The sequence below is a fragment of the Clostridium sp. K13 genome (assembly GCF_019734195.1).
Taxonomy (GTDB): domain Bacteria; phylum Bacillota; class Clostridia; order Clostridiales; family Clostridiaceae; genus Clostridium.
In genome coordinates this window covers 41,925-60,689 of record NZ_JAASHM010000020.1, presented here as the reverse complement: position 1 = coordinate 60,689, position 18,765 = coordinate 41,925, and the positions used below count along the sequence as shown (strand labels likewise).

The 18,765-nt window shown below is 27.7% G+C and carries 27 protein-coding genes and 1 pseudogene; 8 read left to right on the top strand and 20 right to left on the bottom strand.

Features of this window, described 5'->3' with window-relative positions:
• From HCG76_RS19545 to HCG76_RS11985, 15 genes are all read right to left on the bottom strand, one after another.
• On the bottom strand, window positions 1-87 hold an 87-nt coding region (locus HCG76_RS19545; RefSeq protein WP_221719006.1), incomplete at its 3' end, for an extracellular matrix/biofilm biosynthesis regulator RemA family protein.
• Window positions 88-233: 146 nt separating this feature from the next.
• The gene (locus HCG76_RS12050) at window positions 234-500 is read right to left on the bottom strand and encodes a hypothetical protein (RefSeq protein ID WP_221699104.1); all 267 of its coding nucleotides are present in this window, start codon (window positions 498-500) and stop codon (window positions 234-236) included.
• Between the two features lie 157 nt (window positions 501-657).
• The gene (locus tag HCG76_RS12045) at window positions 658-1,260 is read right to left on the bottom strand and encodes a Type 1 glutamine amidotransferase-like domain-containing protein (protein WP_221699103.1); all 603 of its coding nucleotides are present in this window, start codon (window positions 1,258-1,260) and stop codon (window positions 658-660) included.
• A gap of 126 nt (window positions 1,261-1,386) precedes the next feature.
• Window positions 1,387-1,569, bottom strand: a complete 183-nt coding sequence (locus tag HCG76_RS12040; protein ID WP_221699102.1) for a hypothetical protein — start codon at window positions 1,567-1,569, stop codon at window positions 1,387-1,389.
• A gap of 124 nt (window positions 1,570-1,693) precedes the next feature.
• Window positions 1,694-1,957: a hypothetical protein gene (locus HCG76_RS12035; RefSeq protein ID WP_221699101.1), complete on the bottom strand. Its 264-nt coding sequence runs from the start codon at window positions 1,955-1,957 to the stop codon at window positions 1,694-1,696.
• Between the two features lie 134 nt (window positions 1,958-2,091).
• Window positions 2,092-2,454, bottom strand: a complete 363-nt coding sequence (locus HCG76_RS12030) for a hypothetical protein (protein ID WP_221699100.1) — start codon at window positions 2,452-2,454, stop codon at window positions 2,092-2,094.
• Window positions 2,447-2,653: a hypothetical protein gene (locus HCG76_RS12025; protein WP_221699099.1), complete on the bottom strand. Its 207-nt coding sequence runs from the start codon at window positions 2,651-2,653 to the stop codon at window positions 2,447-2,449. The genes HCG76_RS12030 and HCG76_RS12025 overlap by 8 nt, the downstream gene beginning before the upstream one ends.
• Window positions 2,638-2,811: a hypothetical protein gene (locus HCG76_RS12020; RefSeq protein WP_221699098.1), complete on the bottom strand. Its 174-nt coding sequence runs from the start codon at window positions 2,809-2,811 to the stop codon at window positions 2,638-2,640. Before HCG76_RS12020 ends, HCG76_RS12025 begins: the two co-directional genes overlap by 16 nt.
• A gap of 11 nt (window positions 2,812-2,822) precedes the next feature.
• The gene (locus HCG76_RS12015; RefSeq protein WP_221699097.1) at window positions 2,823-3,629 is read right to left on the bottom strand and encodes a phage replisome organizer N-terminal domain-containing protein; all 807 of its coding nucleotides are present in this window, start codon (window positions 3,627-3,629) and stop codon (window positions 2,823-2,825) included.
• Between the two features lie 88 nt (window positions 3,630-3,717).
• The gene (locus tag HCG76_RS12010; protein WP_221699096.1) at window positions 3,718-3,870 is read right to left on the bottom strand and encodes a DUF6906 family protein; all 153 of its coding nucleotides are present in this window, start codon (window positions 3,868-3,870) and stop codon (window positions 3,718-3,720) included.
• A gap of 33 nt (window positions 3,871-3,903) precedes the next feature.
• On the bottom strand, window positions 3,904-4,047 hold the full coding sequence (locus tag HCG76_RS12005) for a hypothetical protein (protein ID WP_221699095.1): 144 nt from the start codon (window positions 4,045-4,047) through the stop codon (window positions 3,904-3,906).
• Window positions 4,048-4,059: 12 nt separating this feature from the next.
• Window positions 4,060-4,884, bottom strand: coding sequence for a phage antirepressor KilAC domain-containing protein (locus HCG76_RS12000; protein ID WP_260458023.1), 825 nt, complete (start codon window positions 4,882-4,884; stop codon window positions 4,060-4,062).
• 22 nt (window positions 4,885-4,906) lie between these two features.
• Entirely contained in the window at window positions 4,907-5,056 is a 150-nt protein-coding gene (locus tag HCG76_RS11995) for a hypothetical protein (RefSeq protein ID WP_221699094.1), read from the bottom strand.
• A 155-nt stretch (window positions 5,057-5,211) separates the two neighbouring features.
• Window positions 5,212-5,487 carry a hypothetical protein gene (locus HCG76_RS11990; RefSeq protein ID WP_221699093.1) on the bottom strand — a complete coding sequence of 92 codons (276 nt, stop codon included), beginning with the start codon at window positions 5,485-5,487 and terminating at the stop codon, window positions 5,212-5,214.
• Between the two features lie 77 nt (window positions 5,488-5,564).
• On the bottom strand, window positions 5,565-5,780 hold the full coding sequence (locus HCG76_RS11985) for a helix-turn-helix transcriptional regulator (protein WP_221699092.1): 216 nt from the start codon (window positions 5,778-5,780) through the stop codon (window positions 5,565-5,567).
• 161 nt (window positions 5,781-5,941) lie between these two features.
• On the opposite strand from HCG76_RS11985, the gene HCG76_RS11980 reads away from it, so the two are divergent.
• The 4 genes from HCG76_RS11980 (at window position 5,942) to HCG76_RS11965 (ending at window position 9,742) form a co-directional block, all read left to right on the top strand.
• Window positions 5,942-6,301, top strand: coding sequence for a helix-turn-helix domain-containing protein (locus HCG76_RS11980; protein WP_221699091.1), 360 nt, complete (start codon window positions 5,942-5,944; stop codon window positions 6,299-6,301).
• Window positions 6,302-6,362: 61 nt separating this feature from the next.
• Window positions 6,363-7,409 carry a hypothetical protein gene (locus HCG76_RS11975; protein ID WP_221699090.1) on the top strand — a complete coding sequence of 349 codons (1,047 nt, stop codon included), beginning with the start codon at window positions 6,363-6,365 and terminating at the stop codon, window positions 7,407-7,409.
• A 264-nt stretch (window positions 7,410-7,673) separates the two neighbouring features.
• On the top strand, window positions 7,674-8,132 hold the full coding sequence (locus tag HCG76_RS11970; RefSeq protein WP_221699089.1) for an ImmA/IrrE family metallo-endopeptidase: 459 nt from the start codon (window positions 7,674-7,676) through the stop codon (window positions 8,130-8,132).
• 29 nt (window positions 8,133-8,161) lie between these two features.
• Window positions 8,162-9,742 carry a recombinase family protein gene (locus tag HCG76_RS11965; protein ID WP_221699088.1) on the top strand — a complete coding sequence of 527 codons (1,581 nt, stop codon included), beginning with the start codon at window positions 8,162-8,164 and terminating at the stop codon, window positions 9,740-9,742.
• 51 nt (window positions 9,743-9,793) lie between these two features.
• On the opposite strand, the pseudogene HCG76_RS11960 reads toward HCG76_RS11965, so the two are convergent.
• Window positions 9,794-10,060: pseudogene (locus tag HCG76_RS11960) on the bottom strand (ABC transporter substrate-binding protein); the annotation flags it as partial.
• Between the two features lie 170 nt (window positions 10,061-10,230).
• On the opposite strand from HCG76_RS11960, the gene HCG76_RS11955 reads away from it, so the two are divergent.
• Together HCG76_RS11955 and HCG76_RS11950 are read left to right on the top strand one after the other, a co-directional pair.
• Window positions 10,231-10,620 (top strand): CidA/LrgA family protein, encoded by a 390-nt coding sequence (locus tag HCG76_RS11955; protein ID WP_221699086.1) that lies wholly within the window; start codon window positions 10,231-10,233, stop codon window positions 10,618-10,620.
• Window positions 10,621-10,624: 4 nt separating this feature from the next.
• A complete protein-coding gene (locus HCG76_RS11950; protein WP_221699085.1) occupies window positions 10,625-11,326 on the top strand; it encodes an LrgB family protein in 702 nt (233 codons plus the stop codon).
• A 98-nt stretch (window positions 11,327-11,424) separates the two neighbouring features.
• On the opposite strand, the gene HCG76_RS11945 is transcribed toward HCG76_RS11950, so the two are convergent.
• The 4 genes from HCG76_RS11945 to HCG76_RS11930 form a co-directional block, all read right to left on the bottom strand.
• Window positions 11,425-12,204: a ZIP family metal transporter gene (locus tag HCG76_RS11945; RefSeq protein ID WP_195987583.1), complete on the bottom strand. Its 780-nt coding sequence runs from the start codon at window positions 12,202-12,204 to the stop codon at window positions 11,425-11,427.
• Between the two features lie 231 nt (window positions 12,205-12,435).
• The gene (locus tag HCG76_RS11940) at window positions 12,436-14,628 is read right to left on the bottom strand and encodes a type IA DNA topoisomerase (protein ID WP_221699084.1); all 2,193 of its coding nucleotides are present in this window, start codon (window positions 14,626-14,628) and stop codon (window positions 12,436-12,438) included.
• Window positions 14,629-14,716: 88 nt separating this feature from the next.
• Complete coding sequence (locus tag HCG76_RS11935; protein ID WP_221699083.1) at window positions 14,717-15,277, bottom strand: TspO/MBR family protein; 561 nt, start codon at window positions 15,275-15,277, stop codon at window positions 14,717-14,719.
• Window positions 15,278-15,365: 88 nt separating this feature from the next.
• Window positions 15,366-16,289: an alpha/beta hydrolase gene (locus tag HCG76_RS11930; RefSeq protein ID WP_221699082.1), complete on the bottom strand. Its 924-nt coding sequence runs from the start codon at window positions 16,287-16,289 to the stop codon at window positions 15,366-15,368.
• 311 nt (window positions 16,290-16,600) lie between these two features.
• Between HCG76_RS11930 and HCG76_RS11925 the strand changes: the two genes are divergently transcribed.
• Together HCG76_RS11925 and HCG76_RS11920 are read left to right on the top strand one after the other, a co-directional pair.
• Window positions 16,601-17,959, top strand: a complete 1,359-nt coding sequence (locus tag HCG76_RS11925; RefSeq protein WP_221699081.1) for a Mur ligase family protein — start codon at window positions 16,601-16,603, stop codon at window positions 17,957-17,959.
• A gap of 14 nt (window positions 17,960-17,973) precedes the next feature.
• Window positions 17,974-18,699 (top strand): type 1 glutamine amidotransferase, encoded by a 726-nt coding sequence (locus tag HCG76_RS11920; protein ID WP_221699080.1) that lies wholly within the window; start codon window positions 17,974-17,976, stop codon window positions 18,697-18,699.
• Window positions 18,700-18,765: the final 66 nt, after the last annotated feature.

Genomic DNA, 18,765 nt, shown 5'->3' with positions numbered 1-18,765 from the left:
TGCTGGATTGCTATTTGGATTTATTATAGCTAAAATTTCTGATGTATTTATGCAATTTCCATATCCAGCATTAATTAGTTTACTCATTTTATCACCTTATTTCATAATCTCATGTTTTTTTGATATCTTTACACATATAATCAACTGTAAAATTGTTATTACTATATCTACTATCAAGAATATTAATATTAATCTTTCCATACTCTTACCTCACTTAATTTTTGAATTGTGAATTAACTTATTCCTATAAATTCTCTCCATACTTCTTCTGCCTCTCTTGTGCAGTCAAACTTCAAACCTTCTGCACAGCCTACCATGTTTTCAGTACATTTCCCTATACAGTCATAACACTTAAAAGGACATCTATTTTCATTTTTCTCTATTAAAGCATTTACAATATAATCAATATAATATTCTTCACTATCGTCCAATTGCATATCTGGAATATCATATTGGTCATACAATAGAGTAAATAATGCTTTTTTAAGTTCCTTATTCACTTAAATACACTCCTTCACAACAATTTCATATCTTTTTGAATTGCGAATAAAAAAATACTGTAAATTCATTTTTGAATAATACAGTATTTTTATCATATTTTTAGTTTTCTTCTCTTTATCTCTTAAATAAGCTAATCAATAAACTGGAATTTGTAAACTAATCAATGCAAATTACTTTTGAAAATTTATCATTCACGATAATTGCCTGATGATTGTTAATTGGGCAAATATTCAAATCCGAAAATTCAGCCAATATCTTTTCGGTAACTTTCTTAAATGGTGCAGTAAGATAATGTGGAAGGACATAAAAATCAACTAAATTAAGACCCTTATCATCTTCTTGTGAATAATCCTTTGGTTTCTCATCCATTTGTTCAATATATGTGATTGTTGAAGCACATATAATTGCACCTGCCGACTCACCAATCATTAGTTTTCCATTCGTCATTTCTCTCTTCAGCAATTCATCGGCTCCCGATTTTCGTAATTGGTCAATAAGAAAAAATGAATTTCCACCAGTAAAATAAATAATATCTGCTTCTTCGAAAACAGATTTAATTGTTGAATATTCCTCCTTTGAAATATCAATTTCTGTTAATATTGACCCTATTTTTTTGAATAATTTTCTAGCGGAACCCACATAACCTGTATAGCCTTCGTGAATTGAAGCTGTCGGAATAAATGCAACTTTCTTATTTTCAAGTTCTTCTTTTATCAGATTTCCTACACTTGAAAAGTGTGAACATAAAAACAATTTCATCTATAATCTCCTTTGTAAATTCTAATTTATTTATCTGTAACTTAATATTATTATAACATCTTTATCCAATGCTGTATTATTCAATTTTCAAATAACATTTCTGTCGCACTTGTTTCAAATTATTCGCTAAAACATTATAAAATTGCTTATAGCTACTTGAATAAACTCTTTATTTTCTTCAAGTATACATTTCTCAATATCTCGTATATCTTTTAAACATTTTATTTTTTTGCATCTTACCTCTGTATTTCCCTGTCCTGTTTTTCTATCTTTAGAAACAAAACTATAATATAAAAAATATCTTTTCATTTTTCCTCCTAGTTTCAATTAAAAAGCCAATACAAATACTTGTTGTTTTTCTAGTATCTTTATTCCTCAAATTGTATTAAATCAATTATTTTAACTTCATCATAATTATTAGCAAATTATTCAGCTAATCCTCTTCTTGAATAACATCTATAATCTCTATCTCTGTAGCATTATCTGCTACCCATTTACCTAAAAACTGATAACTATCAAACTTCTTTTCATTTATTTCTCTATTCCATCTTTCTTTATATACACAAGTTAGTTCCATATTATTTTCATTACCTCCTTTCTCCTCCAAAGCTTTATCTATAGCCTCTTTAGCACTTAGTCCATTGAAATAATATTTCACCGCTTCTATTGCAACTTTCTCTAAAATTTCTTTATCCATAATCTACTCCAGATAAGTATTTCTGAAAGGATCTTGTCCATTCTAACCCTGTAATCCCCACTACATTAATAGCTTGTCCAAAGGTCCTTTCATTTAATATTTTTTTATTTATATAAATGCATATGCATTAATACCTAATTGCTTATTCTTTTCATTAATTTCTTTCTTATCCTAAACTTTTTAGTTCTATTTAAAATATTAATTAATGGTAATTTATCGTCACCATATGCAGCTCTTAATACTAAAACCTTTAAATCTTTATCACATTTTTTAAGCTCATAACCAAATGGTTTAAAATCATTCCTTACAAAACAATTTGTATCATCATGTATTGAATAAGTTGAATTATCGTCTGGTCTTGATTGCTTTATTGCATTTCCCTTTGAAACTTGATTTAGCTCCATACTAATATTTGACTTAAACGAAATATTAGCATTATCTGGGCCTTTAAATATAAACTTTATCTTTTCTACAACATTCTTAACTCTTTTAAGCATTTACCCAATACCTCCCCTTTTTACTATAGTCAACTTTAACTCTAGGAGTTAAATATTGCTTTTTCCATGAAAAATATATATCTATAGCATTTATTAAACTTAAATCAAACATATTTTTAATCCTTTGAATTAATACTTCTGGTACATATCCATCATGTTCATCCAAATACTCATAAATTTCTTTTATTTCTTCTCCCATGGTCTTAACACCCTCCTTTCTTCAGGACTTGCATTTTCTTCAATTACTTGTCCTAATAATCTATCAAAAGCACCATAATTAAATTTCTTATAATGTGTTGCCATTTCCATTTCATGACTAAACTCTCTTAACTTTTTAGCTTCCTGAATAAACTTCAAGTTAGTATCTCCTAACATATGTCATCATCCTTATCCCATCCTAAAAGCTTTCTTTCAATTTCATCGTAAGTCATATTACCTTGATTATTGTTTTCACTTCTATCTCTTCCATCAAAATTATTAAAAACTTTAGGATTTAATGGTTCCTTTAATTCTTTTGGCATTTCCCAATTATCTCTAATAGCACTAATTAAAGAACCAACTCTATTTTTAATAGACTTTCTACTCCTAACTATTAAAAACTTTTCTTTAACAACATCAGCAGCAACATTATTTTCAATAAAGTATTTAATTAAACCTTCAATCTCTTTAACCTCATAATCATCCTTTAATATTTCAAAATACTCTTTCTCTAGTTGTTGCTCTATCTCTTGCTCTATCTCTTGCTCTATCTCTTGCTCTATCTCTTGCTCTATGCAACACTTTTGAACATCTTTGTTACTTTGTAACAATTTACGTTTTGCTCTACTTTTTCTGACCCTTTCAGCACTATCACTTTCGCTTCCTATCGCTGATATTGTTTGAGGTAGAATATATTCGTCCTGAGTAGCTTCTTCTAATAAACCATGTTTCATTAAATAGCTAACTGTTAATTGAACATTATCCGTATCCTCATCAATTTCCAACGCTAACTCTTCACAAAAATTATCTTCTATACCTTCATAAAACAACTTTCCATTATCCTTTAAACTTAAAAGTTGCATTTTTAAATAGATAATAGTAAAGGTATCTCCACCTGCTATTCTTCTAAGTTTCTTAATTTCTTTTTGCCTAAAAAAATCATCTTTAAGCTTTAACCAAAAATATTTTTTTGCCATACTTATTACCTTTCTGCTATACTAAACTTGAATATTTTTTTGTCTGGACACACCTTTAAGTTTGGTCGCTGGGGTATGTCCTTTTTTCTTACTTACGAAAATCCCATAAAGTTTCAGTGTAAATATTGTAGAATACAACTTCCTCTGTAGTTGCTCTTTCAACTAAAAAGTCTGCTGGATCTAACCCCTCATTAATTAAAAATTTCTTTTGTTCTATTGTTAACTTTTTAAGTTTCTTCATTTCATCACCCCTTTAAAGTTTTTTAATCTAGAATTATCTTCTGAACCTTCTATTTTTATTGATTCTTTTTATAAAACTTATAATTTCATATACCAATACTGCTACTGGTCCGACGGTTATTATCAATGTTAGAGGAATTACAAAAATACATATTCCCCACAAATTTAAACCTTCCATAAATTCGCCCTCTTATGCTTCTTTAAGCAATCTTTCTATAATATAAGATTGTCCTTTGCCCGTTACCCTTGTAGTTCTATAGGTAAATACCTTTCCTTTAGCTTCTTTAGTGCCTTCATTAACTTCAAAATACCCTCTATCAATTCCACATTGTTTTGGTTCTGTTGAGTTTTTAAATATTAGTCCCCACTCTCTAAGCTTGGACCATAATTTCTTTTCCCCAATTACTACATCAGCTTTAGATGCAACCTTTGCAACTTCTCTAACTAACAAACTGTTTTCACTAACTGCTATCTGGTTAATAAATCGATTCTTATCGTCCAGCTCTTCTGATATAACTTTTATCTCCTCGTCCTTAGCTTTTAATAATTCATCTTTCTTATTCAAAGTATTTTGAGCTATCATTAATGCTCTTGCCATAATTGAAGCTTCATCATCATTCTCATTTATTGCTATATATCCACCAGTTTTTCTTATTTGCTTCAAGATCAACTTAACTTCTTTCTTAAATTGCTTAGCAATTGGTTTTCTACTTTGCATCAACACTTCATAAAATCCATCTTCTGTTAAGAAATGTGATTTTCGTTTTTGACCTGAACGGAAAGTTATTCCGACTAGCCTTTCATCTTCATCTACAGACATTATTAACTTATTAACTGATGAAGTATCATAATTAATCCATTCAGCTACATCCTTAGCTAAGAATAAAGGATTTTCATAACTTCCATACATTCTAAATTGCTTCCCTAATAACTCTCTTTCATCAATAACAGTTAATTCATTGCTACTATAGCCAATTGTCATGCCCTCTTTATGAGAATGTTTTACATTTTCCATTATTTATCCCTCCATTATTTCTTTATTCAACGGTCTTTTTCGCCATTATAGTATTTTTAAAAAGCTTTATCGCCTTTACTGTCTTTTTATTAACTTTTTCTACATCATTTTTCGCGCATTTGACCATTTTAAAAGGCTTTTCAGCCTTACTTATCTTATGTTTAAAGTTCATTCATTATCTTTAATAATAGTGCCTTAATTTTTAACACTTCCATAACTTTCTCCTCCTATTTAGTTAAAATGCTATTCATTGCAGCACTTACTATACTTTCTTTAATTTCATCCAATAATGAAATTGTAAAGTTAGGCGTTGCTTCTGGATTAGCTTCAATTATCTTTTCCACTATCTCCTTCTTTAATTGATTTCTTTCCTCGTAATTCATACTTCCCTCCTACTTTTATAAAATCTTCTTCTGTCCACCCCATTCGTTTAAATACTTCTGTTGCCCATGAATCTCCAAATGTAATTTCTAAAGCAGTAATCAATCCTTGATAATACCTTTCTGAAATTTCTTTTATTTTCTCTGGATCTTCAACTGGATTGATGCAAACAGCTTTAAATTTACTTCCTGGCATTGTGAATACTTCTGTTCCTAAACCCATGCTTTTACCTCTTTGAAATTTTATTAAGATATAATATTCAAATTTTTATTTTTGGTTAAACTAAATTTGTATCCCATTTATTCCTGTTTGGGAACCTTGTTTTTAAAAAAAATATCCTCTATACTTTCACCAAGTAATTGCGATATTTTATAAGCTTCTTCTAATTGTATTGGGCTTACACCTAACTCTTTCTTTCTATATGTAGATATAGGCATCCCAATCCATGAAGCAAATTCTTCTTGGGTTAAATCATGTTCTACTCTTAACCCTTTTAATCTTCTTAAGTTAATCATTCCCCCACCTCCTTAATCCCATTTGGGAACCGGTATATTTATACTATAATTCCATTTTGGGAACTTGTCAACATATTTTTGCAAAAAAAATACTGAAATCGGGTACAATTATTCCCAATATGGTTATTGAGCTTTATAATTTTAATTAAGGAGGTGTTCAAATGGCAACTTTTGCAGAAAGATTAAAAGAATTAAGAAAAGAAAAACAACTTACAGTTGAGCAACTTGCTAATAATATTGGTAGTGCCAAATCTACAATTTCAAGATATGAAAATGGAAGAGAACCAAAAGGCGATATAATAAGATTGTTAACAGATTACTTCGATGTTTCTATAGACTACTTAATGGGTGTAAGCGATATAAGAACACCTAGTATAAAAAATCACACTAAAGATTTAAAGCTTTCTCCTGAAGTAGAAACAATAGCAGCTCACTTAGAAGGTAAAGATATTACACCAAAGAAAATGAAATTATTAAAAAGTTACATAGATACTTTATTTGATGATTTTGATGAGGAATAATTAAAATTTAACTAAATCTAAAATACTTTAGATAAAATGATATAAAAGGGATGGGATAAAAATGATATTTAGAGATATTGTTGACAACTTAAAAAAATTAGACGAATTATTAAATGAATTAAAACCACTTTATAGTACATCAATATTAATTAAAGATGAAATTAATTTAAACCATAAAGATCTTATAAATAAAAGTATTGGGTCATTTTCTTCAGGTCATTATGATGTATTGGTAAATAACTCAAAAAAACTTATACTTGATATAAAACAGTCTTTATTCAGTATTGATCTTTTTGAACTTGGCGAACTAAATGGTAAATTAACCGCTTTAAATAATGATTTTTCTAATCAAACTTTGCTTATTATTATGACTTCTCTTAGATCTTATACAACTGCAATACGTTTATTTATTTCTTCTTCACCACAAGAAATGCATGTAAACTTCTCTAACCTTACAATTGAATGTTATAACTTTATTCATGCTTTTTCTTTATCTAAAACCATTATTAATGAAATTGTATCATTCCAAACGCAACTTGATAATCATTGGGATGGTATAAATGAACATAATACTTTTTCTCTAAGATTAACAAGGGAAACTATTACTCTATCTGAAATGACTAGCTATAATAAAGCTGTAGAAAATATATATGATATATTATGCAGATGTTTAGACATTCCCTCAGAAGAATCTATTTTATTACCAGTAAAAATTGAAAGTGGTTCTTGGTATGCCAAGCTAAAAGGTAAAGAAGAAATCATTAATATAATGCTTACTTTTATGACGCTTGCTTATACTATTTCTTCTGATAACTTTAGTGAGATGGCAAAACTAAAAAATGATGTTGAAAAAGCTAACTTTATAGTCCAAAAACTTGAAATGATAGAGAGTGCTGAAAATATTGGTATTTCAATTTCTGAAGAAGTAAAAGAAAAACTAGGTGATGAAATTACAAATATTATACTTAATACTTTAACTCTTACTGATAAAAATACAGAAATAGAAATTAATGATAAAAAAATAGACCTAATTCCAATTGAAGAAGTTAATAAACTTATCGGGGTATCTTCTCGCCCTCAATTGGAAGAAGCGTATACTGAAGATTAATTATTTATATAAATATATCATAGCTAAATAATTTGCAATTTTAGGCAACCAATATATTATCTGAATACAAGCTATCATTATTAAAGATTCTTTAAATATTTTTGATAGTTACTTTAATATTTCATTTACTTGGTTCATATTATAACCTCCTAAAATAATAATTGATATAATTATATTAATTATCCAACTTAATAAAAGGGTTTATTCCCTTTTATTTTTTAACCGTTAACCGAACATATATTCGATAAAGAAAGGAAAATCACAATGGAATATGAAAAACTCATGATTAAATATCAAATAAACGTAAAAATTAAAGAAATGCCTTTAAAGTATGGTTTTAAAGGCTTGTATAAAAATAGCAAAATAATAATAGATTCTAATATAGAAACTAATTCTGAAAAAGCCTGTATACTTGCTGAAGAACTTGGACATCATTTTACATCTCATGGAGATATTATAGATCAATCTGATATAATGAATGCTAAACAAGAATTAAGAGCAAGGGAATGGGCTTATGAAAGATTAGTAGGAATAGTAGATTTAATTTCTGCTTATAAAATAGGAATTAAAGGTAGATATGACTTAGCCGAATTCCTAGAAGTACCTGAATGGTTTTTACTTGAAGCAATAGAGCATTATAAAGCTAAATATGGGACATACTATAAGATTGATAATTATCTAATTTATTTTAGTCCCAACTTTGGAATAATGGAACTATTTTAGATAAAACTATAAATGAGGTGATATAGAATATGAATGTTGCTATTTATGCACGAAAATCAAAAAATACTAAAAAAGGTGAATCAATAGAAAATCAAATTGATTTATGTAAAAAGTATTTTCTTAATTCTAACCCAGAAGCTGAAAATGTAAACTTTTTATTATATGTTGATGAAGGTAAAACTGGTGAAAATACTAATAGACCACAATTTCAAAAAATGATTCACGATGCAAAAAACAAAAGATTTGAATGTCTTATTTGCTATAAGCTAGATAGAATAGCTAGAGACGTTGCTGACTTTTCAACTTCTTATAAAATACTTCAAAAAAATAATATTGATTTTGTAAGTATTACAGAACAATTCGATACTACTACAATTATAGGGCGTGGAATGATTAATATAGCAGCTACATTCGCTCAGATAGAAAGAGAAACTATAGCTGAAAGGGTTAGAGATAATATGCTAGAATTATCTAAAACCGGAAGATGGTTAGGTGGCACTCCTCCCCTTGGCTTTAAATCTGTACAAATTCAATATGAACATAATGGTCAAGTTAAAAATATGTTCAAATTAGAAGTTGTACCAGAAGAAATGGAAATAGTAAGGCTCATATATAGCTTATATCCTCAATATAAGAGTACAGTTCCAATAGCAAGGTATTTAGTCTCTAATTACATAAAAGGCAAAAATGGGGGCGATTTTAGTAGAAATACAGTGCTTCAAATATTAAAGAACCCAGTTTACTGTTGTTCTGATGCTGAAGCTATAAAATATTTTGAAAATAAAGGTTCAACTCTTAATTGTAATGAGGATAATGAACTTGGCCTAATGGTCTATAATAAGCGTAAAGGTGGAAAGAAAGAAAATCCGGTTGATGAATGGATTATTGCTACTGGTAAACATCCTGGTGTTATTTCAGGTGTTGAATGGATAAAGTGTCAAAATATTTTATCTGAAATTTCAAGTAAAATATCACCAAGAAAAGCAACTGGCAATAAGTTTTTACTTAGTGGATTACTTAAATGTGCAAAATGTGGTTCTAGTATGTGTTCTTGGTCCAGAACTAACAGAGGAATATATTATAGAAGTTATAGATGTGAATTAAAAAATAGATCTGCTACTAGGTGTGATCAAAAAATGGTCAATGCTGATGAACTTGAAGAATTTGTAATAGATTTATGCAAAAATATTAATCTTGAAGATATTATTAATTCTAAAAAAACTAAAAATAATAATGCTGCATTAAAAAGAGAACTAACAACATTAAATAAAAATCTTATTGAAAATGATAAAGTACTTCAAGGACTTATTAAAAAATTAGCCTTACTTGATGATCTTGATATATTATCTATGATTCAAAAAGAAATAAAAAATATAAAAACTGAAAATGATAATATTAATAAAAAAATAAATGAAATTAATTTATCTATTTTTGATGTTGAAGATGAAGGAAATAAAAAACAAATACTTTTAGAAAGTCATAAGATTTTTAAAGATACTATTGATTTAATTGAAGATGTTGAAGCTAAAAGAAATTTAATAATGAACTTTATAGAATATTTTACTTACAACAGTGAAACTAATGAAGTTGGATATAAACTAAGGTTGTAGGTAATTCTACAACCTTTTTTATATTGTGGACATATGTTGTAAATTAGACCTTGTTGCATCTGCACCTTGACCTGTAGATAAATCAATTTTTAGACCTTCTTCTTCAAAAAAACCTTCACTAATGGCTACGTACATTGGTGCATAAAAAACGGATCTAACTACTTCATTTAATCGTACAGTTTGCAATTCCTCACTACTAGTATTTTCTTTAGTACTATTCTCACCCTTGGTAGTTGTCTTTTGACATCCTGCAAAAGTAGCACCAACAATAGCTACTATCCCTACAATAATAGCTAATTTTTTTAAGAATTTACTCATACTTACTCCTTTTTAACTAAACTAATTTATATTACTATGATTCATATTATGATTTATAGTTATATTTTGTTAATTAATGTAGTTTTAATTATTCCAGATTATATGGGTGTTTACTATTTATTTTTTTAGTGTTAAAGTATTTCTGTACTAAAAAAAAAGGAGGTTCTATAATGAAATTCTTTAGAGAATCTATTTTACTTCTTTCTATATATTTTGCAGGAGAAATAATTTCAAAGCTTCTTAATTTACCTATACCTGGAAATATAATAGGAATGATTTTATTATTTGTTTTATTAACATCAAATATTATAAAAGTTGAAAAAGTTGAAAATTTAGCTAACTTCTTTTTAGATCACTTAGCATTTTTCTTTATTCCAGCTTCAGTAGGCCTTATGACATCCTTTGTTTCTCTTAAAGGCAATATTTTCAAAATAATACTTTTATGTATATTAACAACTATAATTGTTATAGGTATTACTGGCATTACAGTTCAATTTATATGTAATAAAACATCTATTAAAGAAAAAGATAAAAATAAACTAAATAAAAAGGGGGCTTAATTAAATGGATATATTTACAAACAATATGTTTTTTGGCATATTTATTTCTTTAATTGCTTTTGAAATAGGCCTATTTATTTATAGAAAAACAAAATTTCCACTTTTTAATCCGCTTTTAATAGCTGCAATACTTGTAATTGCATTTTTAAAGATTTTTAACATTGATTTTGATACATATAATAAAGGTGGTCAATTTATCAATATATTTTTAGGTCCAGCTACAATAGTACTAGCTGTACCATTATACAAAAATTTGCATTTGCTTAAGAAAAACTTTCTCCCTATTTTTGCAGGTATTTTTATTGGAAGTTTAGTTAGTGTCTTATCAGTTATTTCTATCTCTATTTTCTTAGGATTAGATAATAGTTTAACTATTTCATTGTTATCAAAAAGTGTTACTACTCCTATAGGTATTGAAATTACAAATAGTTTAGGTGGGGTTTCATCAATAACAGTTCTTGCTATTGTTCTTTCTGGAATAATAGGAGCTGTAGTTGGACCTACAGTATTTAAAGTTTTAAGAATTAATCATCCAATTGCTAAGGGAATTTCACTTGGAACAGCCTCTCATGCCGTTGGAACAAGTAAAGCCTTAGAAATAGGTGAAACTGAAGGTGCAATGAGCTCCTTATCTATTGGAGTTGCTGGAATAATAACTGTATTTTTAGCACCTATTTGTTACTCACTAATATCTATTTTCATATAAAAATAAACACCGCTGGAAAAGTAGTATTAATACTTTTTCCAACGGTATTTTTATTTAAGCTTTCATTTCTTATATCTTCATAAATTAAATTCCTTCATTTAACCTAGTGCTACATCTAAAATCATCATTACTACGAATCCTATAGCAAATCCAATAGTACTTATATTAGAATGTTCACCCTTAGATGCTTCTGGAATTAATTCTTCAACAACAACATAAATCATAGCCCCTGCTGCAAATGATAAAAAATATGGCATCATAGGTGTAAGTGCCTTAGAAAATATAATTGTCAAAAGTGCGCCTATAGGTTCAACAATTCCAGATGCAAATCCATAAAGAAATGATTTTCCTTTACTTACTCCTTCACTCTTCAAAGGAAGTGATATAATAGCACCTTCAGGAAAGTTTTGAATTGCAATTCCAATTGATAGTGCAAAAGCTCCCGCTATTGTTATAGCTTCACCTGTATTCATTGCACCAGCAAAAACAATTCCTACAGCCATCCCTTCTGGTATGTTATGTAGTACAACAGCTAAAACTAACATTGTTGTTTTCCTAAGCCTTTCACTTTTCATCCCTTCTGGTTTATCATTATCTAAATGAATATGGGGTATTAGCTTGTCTAGTATAAGCATAAATATTATCCCTACTAAAACACCTATTGCAGCTGGAAGAAATGCTAGTTTATTCATATTAGAGCTCATATCTATTGCTGGTATAATTAAAGACCATACAGAAGCTGCAATCATTACACCTGATGCAAACCCTAGCAGACACTTGCTAACTAATTGATTTAACTCCTTCTTTATAAAAAAAACACATGCTGCACCAAGTGTTGTTCCTAACAATGGTATTAATATACCAATTAAAGTATTCATATTATCACCCTTTTCTTAATTGATAATTATTCTCACTAACTATATTATACTACCATTTTTTTATTTTTGCTACTATATTTATTTTTTTATTTAATAATTACTATTTTTGTACTTCTAATAAATATTAAAAATTTAAATTAATCTTATTTATACACTATCCATTTTTTATTATAAAAAAATAGATAGCTACCACCTCTTCAAGGCTTCACTATCTATTACACTTATGAATTATTAATTTATAAATTCAAACTTCCAACTATAATAGCCTGTTTTTTCATCCTTTTCATATCTTAAATAAGCTGAGAATAAAGTTCCTTTTTTACTTTTTAAATTTCTAAAACCTACTTTTCCATTCTTAAGTAAAAGCTCAACCATTTCCTTAGTTACCTTTTTTCCCATAGACTCTATAAACTTATCATTTTTCCAAATAGTAAACTTACATCCATTTTTCCAGTTAGTACATCCAAAGCCCTTTTCGCCTTCAATTATAGCATTACCACAAACAGGACATTTTCCTACCTCTTCTGCACCTTCTGGCTTTTCAACTTTAAACTTATGCAACATAGATGTATCATTTTTTATTTTCTCAACAGAATTTGTAGTAAAATCAAATATTAATTTTAAGAAATCTTCTTTTTTGAATTTACCTTTTTCTATATCTGATAACGTTTTTTCTAATCTACCTGTATATTCTAAATCTAAAAGCTCTTTTGCCGGGAAAATTTCTACTATAGTTCTTCCAAGTTCTGTAGTAGTAAGACTTTTTCCTTTTGTTCTTATGTATCCTATATCCTTAAGCTTTTTTATAGTTTCAGCCCTTGTGGCAGGAGTACCTATACTAAATCCACTTAAGATAGCCTGCATCATTTCCTCTGAATTACTTTCATCATCTCCGCTATCATCTTTATCTTCTTTTTCTTCCTTAAAGCCTTTACCACAAGTCTCCATTACTCTTAAAAGTGTTTTTTCTGTATGAAGCTTAGGTGGTTTCTTAGTTACTTTATTAACTTTGCTATCTACAACATCTAAGTTTTCACCTTTTTCAACTAAAGGAAGTATTGTATCTTTTGTTTCTATTTTTTCAACTACTCTCCAACCTTTAACTATTTCAACTTTTCCTTTTGAAATAAATTCACCTTTTAATAATTCATCATTAACCTTTAAAGTAATTTTAGTTTCTTCAAATTCAGCTACAGGCATGAATTGCATAATAAATCTATTTTTAATAGCATTATATACATGTTGCTCCTCTGTAGTTAATCCCTTCGGAATAACATATGTAGGGGTAATAGCACTATGGCTTTCTACCTTAGAATTATCAAATACTCTTTTTGATTGAACAAACTTAATTTGACTTTCATAAGGAAGACCCTTTTTATGAGTTTCTAAAACCTTTTTAGCCTTATCAACTAAACTTTCTTCTAATACGCTACTAGCTGTTCTTGGATAAGTAATAAGCTTCTTTTCATATAATCCTTGAGCAACCTTAAGAACCTTATCAGAAGTCCAACCTTTATATTTACTAGTAATATACCCTTGTAAGTTAGAAAGATTAAAAAGACTTTGAGGATACTCCCTCTTCTTTTCTATTTCCTTATCTACAACTACTGCTTGCTTTTCTTTTAATACTTTACTTAAATTATCTAGATAATCCTTCTTTTCAAATTTTTCTGAAGAATTTTCATAATAAAGACTTTCAAACTCTATATTGTCTTTAGATTTTAAACTAACTAACAATTTATAATAAGAAGATTCTTTAAAATTTTCTATTTCTTTATCTCTATCATAAATAATTTTTAATGTTGGAAGTAGAACTCTTCCAATATTGATAGTCTTTTTTTCGCTTGCTCCATAACGAAGAGTCGCAACTGAAGTTAAATTTATACCAATTGTCCAATCTGCTAATTGTCTTCCAATACCAGCATCTTGAAGTGGCTTCATTTCACTATTTAATTTTAAATTTGCCATTCCTTTTTTAACTTCATCTTCTGTCCATTCATTAAGTAAAAGTCTATATATTGGCTTCTTAATATCATAATGAATAAATAATTCATCCGATATAACTTGCCCTTCTCTGTCGTAGTCAGTAGCAGAAACTACTCCATCAACATCGTCTCTATCTATTAATCCTTTTATTGTATTAATTTGCTTTTCTGCACCCTTATCTACAACTTCCCTATTGCTACTATCACATTTTATCTTATACTTAAAATCCTTAGGAATAAAGGGGAATTTCTCCATCCTCCATCCTTTCATATTTTCGTCATAATCCTTAGCATCATATAGTTGAAGCAAATGACCAAAAGCCCAAGTAACTAAATAATCTTCGCCTTCATAATAACCATCTCTTCTTGTCTTTATTTTAAATGCATCTGCTATATTTTTAGCTACTGATGGTTTTTCTGCTATAATTACTTTTTTCAAAATGCTCTTCTCCTTAACTCAGTATCTATATTCCATTTCTAAGTCTATATTTTATAATATTTATTTTTATAATTCAAATTTAATTTAATCACATCTCATTAAATATCCAAACATATGCTGATAAATAACTAGCAAATATTAGCCAAATTATATATGGAATCATTAATGCTCCAGCAATTTTATCTGTTTTAAAGAACTTTATAGTCGTAATTATAACCAATACTAATAAAATTAATATTAATATAAATGAAATACCATACAATCTTAAATTAAAGAAAATAATTGACCATAAAAAGTTAATTAGTAATTGGATTAAGTAATAAAAATATCCATCATGATCATTTTTTCCTTCTTTATTACTCATATATATTCTATAAGCAGCAATTCCCATTAAAACATATAATATTGTCCATACTATTGGAAAAACTATATCTGGAGGTGTTAATATACTCTTTTTTAACTGACTATACATACTCATAGAATTTTTAGTTAATAAAGCAACTAATATTCCTCCACCAACTGGAATTGCAATATTTTTTAATAATCCAAGAAGTTCAAATTTATTATTTACACAAAATAATTCTTTAATAATATTTTGTCTTTTCTTTTTAGGCCTCTTATTTAATTCACCTTTCTTTTTCTTTTTCATCTCCATCACCTCTTATTATTACTACTAAAATATATGTTTCATAATAAGAAATAATGTTTACCGTCTCTGTTTTTTCAATTATAAATTGTTAAACAGTAATTTTATTATTAATCCAATCTAATAAATCCTTTATAACTTCATCTTTATTATTTTCATTTAACATCTCATGTCTTCCATTACTATATAATTTATAATTCAAATTATATATTCCTATAGATTTATAAGTATCATACAGCTTAACTATACCTTTTCCAAACTTACCTACTGGATCTTTATCCCCTGCAAAAATATATATTGGTAAATTTTTAGGTATATTATTTAAATTTTCTTTTTTATTAATTTTCCATAATCCTCTAATTAAATCATAATAAAATGATGTGCTACAAATAAATCCACACACAGGACTTTCTATATATTTATCCACTTCTTCATTTACTGAACATAACCAATCATAATCTGTTCTAGTAGGTTTAAAATTAGAATTGAAATCTCCAAAAGATAACTTGTCCATTAATTTGCTTTTAGCTTTTCTCCCTTTAAGCATAATTTCTATTTTTGAAATTAAAATTCCTAATTTAGTAATGCGATCAGGCTTACCATTAGTTCCTGATAAAATAACTCCATCAATTCCATTACCATAAAGTTCAATATATCTTTGAGAAACAAATGACCCCATACTATGGCCAAATAATATTATAGGTAAATTTGAATTTTCCTTTTTTGCAACATCTGTTAGTTCTTTTACATTTTCAACTAAAATATCAAATCCTTCATCATCTGCAATATAGCCTTTTTCTTCATCTTTAGGTGAAGTTTCTCCATGTCCCCTTTGATCATGTGCATAAACAATATATCCATTTTCACAAAGCTTCTTTGCAAAATAATCATATCTTAATGCATATTCAGTCATGCCATGAACAATTTGCACTATTCCCTTAGGATTTTCTACTTCACTCCATTTATAATACTTAATCTCTTTTCCATATCTATCTACAAAACTAAAGTTCTTCAAAACTATTTTCCCCTTTTCAGTTTTTACTTATATTATTCTTCTTAATTATTATAGTGTCAATTAGAAATAAATATTTTTAATTATTTTTTTACAATTTACCTTATTAGAGTTAAAATATTATAATTTAGCTTAAAGATAGATTTGTTAAAGCGTAACTTTGTGTTATACTATTTTAGTATTGATATGGCATTTAAGATAGATATATGCGAATTTAAGATTAATATTGGAAATCATTATAATTTTCTTATATTTATTTGAAATGTTTATATTTCAATATTAGTGTTAATAATGTAAATAAATTATTGTAGGTGGTGAAGGAAATTAGTATTAAGTCAATTCTAAGTATATTAGCAACAAAATTCACATTATTTCTTACTAAAACCATTTTAAAAGGTGGAACTACTTTTCCTGGAAGGGTGGCTTTAAAGCTAGATAGCAATATATTAGCTACAGTTTCTAAAGGATATAAAGTAGTTTTAGTTACAGGAACTAATGGTAAAACTACTACTACAAGCATGATTTATAACATCATTAAAGAAAAAGGATATTCTGTTATAACTAACAATACTGGTGCAAATCTTTTCCCAGGTATAGTTACTACATTTGTAGAAAACTATAAATTTTTCAACAAAGATGAAGATAAATATGCAATTATTGAAGTAGATGAAGCGAATTTAAAATATATTACAAAATATATTACTCCAGAAATAATAACAGTAACTAACCTTTTCAGGGATCAACTTGATAGGTACGGGGAAGTATATACTACACTTACTAAAATTTTAGAAGGTATAACTCTTGTTCCTGAAAGTAAGCTTGTACTTAACGGAGATGAATCTCTTCTAGGAAAGTTAGATGTAAAAAATGAACTTGTATTTTATGGTTTTAAAACAGCAATTAATGAAAATAAAACTATAGATGTAAATGCAGACTCAAAGTTCTGTAAGTTCTGTAAAACGCCATATAGTTATAACTTCGTTACATATAATCATTTAGGTGATTACTACTGTACAGGCTGTGGTTATACTCATCCAGCAATAAAATATGGTGTTGATGAAGTATTAGATTTAACTTCTGAAAGTTCTACTGTAAAATTTGGAGATACAGAAATCTTCTTAGGTCAATCAGGTATCTATAATATTTATAACGCTCTTTGTGCTTATGCCATTACAAAAGAACTAAATGTTGATGATAGCACAATTAAAAAGTCTTTAGAAAGTCAAAGTTCTAGTTTCGGAAGACAAGAAATAATAAATATTGATGATAAAGAAGTTAAAATTATACTTGTTAAAAATCCTGCTGGATATAATCAAGCATTAGATACTTTATGTCTTAACAAGGACTCATTCTCTTGCGCATTCTTGCTTAATGATAATTATGCAGATGGTAGAGATGTATCTTGGATTTGGGATGTTAATTTTGAAAATTTAAAAGATGTTAATTTAGATGAAGTATATGTATCAGGTCTTAGAGCATTTGATATGGCAGTAAGACTAAAAACTGCTGGTATTTCGCCTTCAAAGCTTATTATTGAAGAAGATTATGAAAATCTAACATCTAAAATTAAAGATGGTAAAAACAATAAATTATATATTCTTGCAACTTATACTGCAATGATAAATTATAGAAAGTATTTACATTCTAAAGGCTATATTAAAAACCTTTGGTAATATAGGAGGAATTTATGGAATTAAATATTTGTCACCTTTATCCAGATCTTTTAAATGTTTATGGTGATGTAGGTAATATATTAATTTTAAAACACAGAGCTGAAGAACGTGGAATTAAAGTTAATATTATAAATGTATCTTTAAATGATGAATTTAATGCTGATGAGTATGATATTGTATTCTTTGGAGGTGGTCAAGACTATGAACAATCAATAGTTTCTGACGACTTAATGAATAATAAAAAGGAAGAACTATCTAGATATATTAATAACGGTAAAGTGTTACTAGCTATTTGTGGTGGTTATCAATTACTTGGTAAACATTATACAGCTCCAAACGGTGAAAAAATTGAAGGTTTAGGTATATTAGATATATATACAGAAGCTGGAGATACTAGATTCATTGGAGATACTGTAATATATAACGAAGATTTCAATGAAACTTATGTTGGTTTTGAAAATCACTCTGGTAGAACTTATCTTAATGGTCTTAAACCATTAGGAAAGTGTATTCATGGCTATGGAAATAATGGTTCTGATGGATATGAAGGCTGTGTATATAAAAATACTTACTGCACTTATTTCCATGGTTCACTTTTAGCAAAAAATCCTGAGCTTGCTGATAGATTTATTAAAATGGCACTAGAAATTAAATATTCAGAGGTTGCCTTAGAAAAACTAGATGATAGCTTAGAATTAAAAGCTAAAGAAGTTATGATTACTAGATTAAATAACAAATAAATTTGACTAATAGAAGAAATAGTTTCTTCTAAATATTTAAAAATTATTTACTTAGATAAGAAGGAC